The sequence below is a fragment of the Sphingomonas sp. CCH9-F2 genome (genome assembly GCF_001556735.1).
In the GTDB taxonomy this organism is placed as follows: domain Bacteria; phylum Pseudomonadota; class Alphaproteobacteria; order Sphingomonadales; family Sphingomonadaceae; genus Sphingomonas; species Sphingomonas ginsenosidimutans.
In genome coordinates this window covers 1-5102 of record NZ_LSJO01000386.1, presented here as the reverse complement: position 1 = coordinate 5102, position 5102 = coordinate 1, and the positions used below count along the sequence as shown (strand labels likewise).

The window sequence follows — 5102 nt, the reverse complement described above, 5'->3', positions numbered from 1 at the left end:
AAGCCGCCCGCCGGCCCGGCATCGCGCGTGACCGATAGCGTAAAGGCGGGGAAGTCGCCGGCGTCGCCGGGGGCGAGCGAGGCCATGGTGCAGCGCGCGCTATTGTCGCACGCCACCGCCCAGTCGCGGAAGGTGCGCGGCTCGGCCGGGGCGGGGCGGGCGTGGGTGTCGGCGGCAACGGTCGGTGCCGGTGTGAGCGCGGGGGCGGCCGTGGCCGTCGTCCGGTTCGCCGACGCCGCATCGGGCGCGGGGGAGGAACAGGCCGCGAGCCAGCCGCTCGCCGCCGCCAGATATGCCGTCCACCGCATCGCCATCTCCGTGCTGGTCTGTTCGCCGTGCGGGTGTCTAAAGGGAAAACGCCATGAACGGGAGATGATGATGCAGGCTGTCGGAGTGATCGGTGCGGGCCAGATGGGCGCGGGGATCGCGCAGGTTTCCGCCGCCGCGGGCTATCGCGTGCTGTTGAGCGATGTCGACCAGGCGCGAGCCGAGGCGGGCAAGGCGGGAATCGCCGAACGGCTGGCGCGCGACGTGGAAAAGGGCAAGATCGACGCCGATGCGCGCGACCGCGTGCTGGAGCGGATCGAGCCGGTCGGCGACGTCGCGGGCATGGCGTCGTGCGGGCTGGTGATCGAGGCGGCGACCGAGCGCGAGGAGATCAAGCGCGCGATCTTCGCCACGGTCGGCGCGGTGCTGGGGCATCAGGCGGTGCTGGCGTCGAACACCTCGTCGATCCCGATCACGCGGCTGGCGCAGGCCAGCCCCGATTCGGCGCGCTTCATCGGGGTGCATTTCTTCAACCCGGTGCCGGTGATGGGGCTGATCGAGGTGATCCGCGGGCTGGCGACGTCGGACGCGACGGTGAAGACGGTCGAGACCTATGCCGCGGCGCTGGGCAAGCGCGTGGTGAATGCCAACGATGCGCCGGGCTTCATCGTCAACCGCGTGCTGATGCCGATGCTGAACGAGGCGTGCTTCGCGCTGGGCGAGGGCGTGGCATCGATCCGCGACATCGACGCGGCGGTGCAGCTGGGGCTGAACCACCCGATGGGGCCGCTGACGCTGGCCGATTTCATCGGGCTGGACACCTGCCTGGAGATCACGCGCGTGCTGTTCGAGGGCACCGGCGACCCGAAGTTCCGGCCCGCGCCGTTGCTGGTCAAATATGTCGAGGCGGGCTGGTACGGGCGCAAGACCGGGCGCGGCTTCTACGATTATTCGGGCGCGGAGCCGGTGCCGACGCGGTGAGCGTGGCGCTGGGCTCCGGCCTGCGCCGGAGCACGGGGCCGTCAGATGGCAAACGGTGCCAGGCGGTCGCGGATGCGGTCGAGGACGGTGGTGCCCGACAGGTCGGGGACGAACGGCTGGCCGGTGATCGTCTCATACGCCTCGACATAGACCGCGCTGGTCGCGGCGATCAGCGCGTCGGGGATCGCGGGGAGATCGGCGGCATAGGGATCGGCGCGGTCGGCGACCCAGGCGCGCACGACGTCCTTGTCGAAACTGTCGGGGCGTTCCCCCGCCGCGACGCGCGCGTCATAGGTGGCGGCCTTCCAGAAGCGGCTGCTGTCGGGGGTGTGGACCTCGTCCGCCAGCAGGATGCGGCCGTCCGCATCGACGCCGAATTCGTATTTGGTATCGGCCAGGATCAGCCCGCGCTCGGCGGCCATCGCTTGTCCGCGCGCGAACAGCGCGAGCGCGGTGGCGCTGACCTCGTCCCATTGCGCCGCCGTCAGCAGGCCGGCGTCGAGGATTTCCGCCGGAGTCAGCGGGCGATCGTGCCCGCCGTCGAATTCCTTGCTGGTCGGCGTGATGATCGGTTCGGGCAGCTGCTGGTTGGCGATCAGGCCGTCGGGCAGAAGGGTGCCGTACATCGCGCGCTGACCCGTCTTGTACAGCGTCAGGATCGAGGTGCTGGTGGTCCCCGCCAGATAGCCGCGCACGACGATCTCCACCGGCAGGATCGTCAGCCGCCGGCACAGCAGCACGTTGGGATCGGGATAGTCGATGACGTGGTTGGCGCAGATGTCCGCTGTCGCCTCGAACCAGAAGCGCGCGACCTCAGTCAGCACCTGCCCCTTGAACGGCACCGCGCACAGGATGCGGTCGAACGCGCTCAGCCGGTCGCTGGCGACGATCAGCCGGCGCCCGTCGGGCAGATCGTAATTGTCGCGCACCTTCCCCCGGTAATGGTTCGGGAGGAACGGCAGGTCGACACGGTCGAGGACGCGCGGCGCGGTGGGGGCGGTCATGCCGGTATCTGCTGGCTGATGCAGTGGAAGCTGCCGCCGCCGGTCAGGATCGCATCGGCGCGCAGGCCGACGACGTCGCGGGTCGGGAACAGCGCGCGGATCGCCTCCACCGCCTCGTCGTCCTGCCGCATGCCGTAGAGCGGGACGACCACCGCGGCATTGCCGATGTAGAAGTTCATGTAGCTGGCGGGCACGATCTCCTCATCGCGCATGACGCGGCCGGGGGAGGGGACGAGCACCACCTCCACCCCCGCGGCGCGGGCGCGCGCGGCGGCATCCTGGTAGATGCGCCAGTTGGGATCGTTGTCCGCCGCCTGCGGGATGGCGAGGCGGTTTTCGCCGACGAAGCGCGCCAGATTGTCGACATGCCCGTCGGTGTGATCGTTGATGAGGCCGTCGCCCAGCCACAGCACGCGCGTCAGCCCCAGATCCTCGTTCAGCCGCCGCTCGATCGCCTCGCGCGTCAGGTCGGGGTTGCGATTGGGGTTGAGCAGGCATTGTTCGGTGGTGACGACCAGCCCGGTGCCGTCGCCGTCGATCGCGCCGCCTTCCAGCACCCAGTCGCACGGCAGGATCGACAGACCGCGCCGCCGCGCCAGCCGCGCGCCGATATCCTCGTCACCCGGCAGGTCGTATTTCCCGCCCCAGCCGTTGAAGCCGAAATCGCGCGCGCGCGCGTCGCCGCCGATGATCGGCGCGGTATCGCGCAGCCAGATGTCGCCGAACGGTTCGACGACCAGTTCGGCGAACGGCGCCATCGCGCGCGCGGCGGCCGCGGCCTCGTCATCGGCGGCGACCAGCAGCACCTGTTCGCCGCGCCCGCCGGCGTGGACCGCGCGGGCGAAGGCGACCACCTCCGCACGCGCTTCCTCCAGATCGTCGCCCCACAATTCGGGGTGGCTGGGAAAACCGATCCATACCGCCTTGTGCGGCGCCCATTCGGCGGGCGGGGTCAGCATCGAGGTCATCGCGGCAGCGTTCCTTACTTCGCAGACGGGGCGGCAGGGGTGGAGGGGGCGCGGCTCTTGTCGCGGATCGCGCGGAATTCGTCGCCGGCGACCCAATTGGGCCAGGCGTCGCTGTCCGCCAGCGAACGGCCGAGCGTGTAGTAGAGCTGGACGTCGCGCACCACACCCGTCCAGTCCCACGCCGGATCATATTCGTCCTTCGGCCCGTGATAGCGTTGCGCCTCGTAATCCTCGGCCGCGGCCTTGCCCGCGGCGCGGCCGCCGTTCACCAGATCATCGCCGCCCTCGAAATAGACCATCGGCACGCCGCGCTTGGCGAAGCTGAAATGGTCGGAGCGATAGTAGAAGCCCTTTTCCGGGGTCGGCTCCGCGCTGGCGACGCGACCCTGCGTGGCCAGCGCGCGGTCGAGCCAGCCGTCGAGATCGGACTTGCCCTTGCCGATCACCACGACGTTCTTCGCCGGGCCGGCCATCGACAGCGCGTCCATATTGACCCCCGCGACCGTCTTCGCGAGCGGATAGAGCGGGTTGGCGGCATAATATTCGGAGCCGAGCAGCCCCGATTCCTCGCCGGTCACCGCCAGGAAGATCTGGCTGCGCGCGGGCGCGCCGGCCTTCGCATTCGCTTCCGCCAGCGCGACCAGCGCGGCGGTGCCGGTGGCATTGTCGATCGCGCCGTTGCAGATGTCGTCGCCGTCGGGCGCCGCCTCGCAATGGCCCAGATGGTCCCAGTGCGCGGAATAGAGGATGTATTCGTCGGGCCGCGTCTTCCCCGGCAGCACGCCGACGACGTTGCGCGACATGTGCTTGCGGATCGCATTGTCGAACGACACCGATGCGGTGACCCCCTTGAGCGCGACGGCGCGGAAGCCCTTCCGCTTCGCCGCGGCGGCGAGCGTGTCGAACGACTGGTCGGCCTGCGCGAACAGGCGCTGCGCGGCGTCGTGCTGGATCCAGCCGATCGCCGCGCTTTCCCCGGCGCCGCCGTCCTTCGAATCGGCCAGCTGCTGCGCCCCGGTCCAGCTCGACTGGACGACGTTCCAGCCATAGGCGGCCGGTTCGGTCTGATGCACGATGATCGCGGCGGCGGCACCGTGGCGGGCCGCTTCCTCATATTTGTAGGTCCAGCGGCCGTAATAGGTCATCGCGCGGCCGTTGAAGAGGCCGCCGACGTCCGGCTGCTGCCAGTCGGGATCGTTGACCAGGATCAGCACCGTCTTGCCGCGCACGTCGACGCCGGCATAATCGTCCCAGCCCTTTTCGGGGGCGGTGATGCCATAGCCGACGAAGACGACCGGGCTGTCCTTCACCGCGATATGCGGCTGGATGCGGTGGGTACCGATCACCATCTGCGGCCCGTAGGCGAGCGCGATCGGCGCGCCCGCGCCTCTGAAGGTCAGCGGCGAGACGTTCTGCGCGGTGATCTCCACCAGCGGCACGTCCTGATACCAGCTGCCCTTGTTGCCGGGCGTGAGGCCCGCCGCGGCGAACCGCTTCGCCAGATAGGCGACGGCCTTCTCCTCCCCCGCCGTGCCAGGGGCGCGGCCCTCATAGGCATCGGACGACAGCTCCTTCGTCACGTCCTTCAGCGTCGCTTCCGATATGGGCGGTGCGGTCTGCGCGGCGGCGGGCACGGCGGCGAGCGCGAGGAACGGGAGGGCAAGGGTACGCAGGCGCATGAAACGAGGCTCCGACCGGGAGAAGGCGTTGGGGCCTTCTGCCAATCGCCGCGGCGGCTGTCCACGCGGGCGTTGGCAAAGCGGCTTGTGACACGGCGATCCGCGCCATAGCATGGCGGCGGGGACATGATCGGGGGGAAGGTGATGACCGGTCGGCGATCGGCGGCGGTGTTGTGCGTGCTGCTGGCGGGGGCGGCGATGCC

General features: G+C 69.9%; 4 protein-coding genes and 1 pseudogene. 1 reads left to right on the top strand and 4 read right to left on the bottom strand.

Going from position 1 to position 5102, the window contains the following annotated elements; all coding sequences use genetic code 11:
* Positions 1–308, bottom strand: a pseudogene (locus tag AX685_RS11185) (DUF1176 domain-containing protein); the annotation flags it as partial.
* Positions 309–378: 70 nt separating this feature from the next.
* On the opposite strand from AX685_RS11185, the gene AX685_RS11180 reads away from it, so the two are divergent.
* Positions 379–1248, top strand: a complete 870-nt coding sequence (locus tag AX685_RS11180) for a 3-hydroxyacyl-CoA dehydrogenase NAD-binding domain-containing protein (RefSeq protein ID WP_066488673.1) — start codon at positions 379–381, stop codon at positions 1246–1248.
* 41 nt (positions 1249–1289) lie between these two features.
* On the opposite strand, the gene AX685_RS11175 is transcribed toward AX685_RS11180, so the two are convergent.
* Genes AX685_RS11175 through AX685_RS11165 form a run of 3 tightly spaced genes read right to left on the bottom strand, consistent with a single transcriptional unit; the run spans position 1290 to position 4899 of the window.
* Positions 1290–2252: a phosphoribosylaminoimidazolesuccinocarboxamide synthase gene (locus AX685_RS11175; RefSeq protein ID WP_066488671.1), complete on the bottom strand. Its 963-nt coding sequence runs from the start codon at positions 2250–2252 to the stop codon at positions 1290–1292.
* Positions 2249–3220 carry an agmatine deiminase family protein gene (locus tag AX685_RS11170; protein WP_066488669.1) on the bottom strand — a complete coding sequence of 324 codons (972 nt, stop codon included), beginning with the start codon at positions 3218–3220 and terminating at the stop codon, positions 2249–2251. The genes AX685_RS11175 and AX685_RS11170 overlap by 4 nt, the downstream gene beginning before the upstream one ends.
* A 14-nt stretch (positions 3221–3234) precedes the next feature.
* The gene (locus tag AX685_RS11165; RefSeq protein WP_066488666.1) at positions 3235–4899 is read right to left on the bottom strand and encodes a M28 family metallopeptidase; all 1665 of its coding nucleotides are present in this window, start codon (positions 4897–4899) and stop codon (positions 3235–3237) included.
* Positions 4900–5102 lie beyond the last annotated feature (203 nt).